Source organism: Arthrobacter sp. NPDC057009 (assembly GCF_042673905.1).
In the GTDB taxonomy this organism is placed as follows: domain Bacteria; phylum Actinomycetota; class Actinomycetes; order Actinomycetales; family Micrococcaceae; genus Arthrobacter.
In genome coordinates, this window is sequence record NZ_JBHUSB010000055.1 from 1 (window position 1) to 1,578 (window position 1,578).

General features: G+C 55.6%; 2 protein-coding genes. One reads left to right on the forward strand and one right to left on the reverse strand.

What is annotated here, in order from left to right; genetic code table 11:
- Positions 1–221 precede the first annotated feature (221 nt).
- Positions 222–653 (forward strand): hypothetical protein, encoded by a 432-nt coding sequence (locus ACFTR6_RS22065; RefSeq protein WP_140416315.1) that lies wholly within the window; start codon positions 222–224, stop codon positions 651–653.
- Between the two features lie 122 nt (positions 654–775).
- Here ACFTR6_RS22065 and ACFTR6_RS22070 read toward each other — a convergent pair whose 3' ends face one another.
- Positions 776–1,324: a hypothetical protein gene (locus ACFTR6_RS22070; RefSeq protein ID WP_140416316.1), complete on the reverse strand. Its 549-nt coding sequence runs from the start codon at positions 1,322–1,324 to the stop codon at positions 776–778.
- Positions 1,325–1,578 lie beyond the last annotated feature (254 nt).

Below are 1,578 nucleotides of genomic sequence, written 5' to 3' on the forward strand. Positions count from 1 at the left end.
AACGCCATCAAAAAACTCAACAGCCTAGGCTTCAACGTCACCATCACCCCGGCCACCGCAGCCTGACGAACCTTACTTTCGTATTAGACCTAGCGGCTTGTGCCGTGAAGGGTTCCTCAGGTGGTCGCTGCCAAGTGTGGAAACACGGGCGAACGCAAGCTCCAACTGGCTCCGTTCGGCACGCTGTTGACTTTGCGAATAACCAGTTCTTGGATTAGTACATGACCAGCAGCGACGGCAAAGAACGGGCCCTCGGAGCAGTGAGTCAACTTTTGCTGGCATTCCTGGCTGTTGATGTCGTTTTGGCAATCCCACGGACCAACGCAATTGTTGAAGTTGCTTTGGTCATGATTCCTGTTTCGGCTGTCGTGATCGTTGTTATGGCCTGGCGTCTAGTTTGGGGCGAAGGAAAGAAAAGAAGATACGTCCTGACACGGGATCGTCGTAAATTGATCGCCGCTGCTTTGTTCGCCTTTGCGGCCATAGCGGCAGGGTTGCTCATGACAGTTATGCAACCGGGAAACCCCATACTCGCTCTTGTCTGCGTCGTGGTCGCAGGACAGGTTAACGCCCTATTCTCGACTCGGGCGCCAATCAGTGTTGGCGTAGTAGATCGAGTCCAAGGAACAGACGACACCGGCTACCCGCGCTAAAGCCAATGGAACCCTCAAAGGAGACCGTGGTTCCTCGGAGGCACCAAAACCGAGCGATCAACGTTTGTGACTATGGCCAGCAGATTGACCCGAACCTCTGAAGTCGACTTCCCTAGAAGTCTCTAGCCCAAGGCCTCCAAGAACTGTGCATGATCGTTCATCGTATTTTCGGACACGACTAGATGGGTCGCATTTCGAAGCTCTGCGAAGTAGCCGGAATATGGGAGGACGGTGATGTTTCTGATCCCCCTCTGCCAGGCATCGACAAGTGGTAGTTTCGGATAGGGATTTGGCTTCAGGGCCGTCGTAAGGCGGTCCCATTCAAAAAAGGCGGCGCGATCAATCCCGACGGTGCCATATTCCGTCATCCAGAACGGTGGAACGATGGGGTGAAGCGGCTGCCGGGGACGAGAAACCCGGATCATCACTTCCTGGGAGACCGGCGCCTGCTGGCTTTCCCTGGAGTCGTACCATTCCCACGTCCGGTGCCATTCCAGCGTCCAGCGTTGATCCCATACCTGCTTATTTTCGGTATCAGGCAAGGCTGATGTCCCTATCTCAGGCACTGGCCGGAGCTCGGGGAGATTCAGGTCCTCCGATAATGACCAGGCGTACCGGATAAACAACAGCATCTTCAGCGGTTGAACATGATTGTCGATGCTTATCTGCACCCGAGGCATATTTCCCAGTCGTTTCGGACCGGCACCAAGCATTGCGTTCCCCCTGTGCGATGGCCATTCCAAGTACCGCCAGCATGACACTCAAGATCACTGGAAACCACAGCTACGGCCATCCCGAGCAGTGGAACACCCTTACGTTTCACAGCGCATCATGGACTAGCGGTCCAGCGTCGCTGTCGCGCCGTGGTGGGAGAAAGTATGCGGTTGCCTCGCCCCTGGCTCTGGCCGGGGATGAGGTTTCGGGC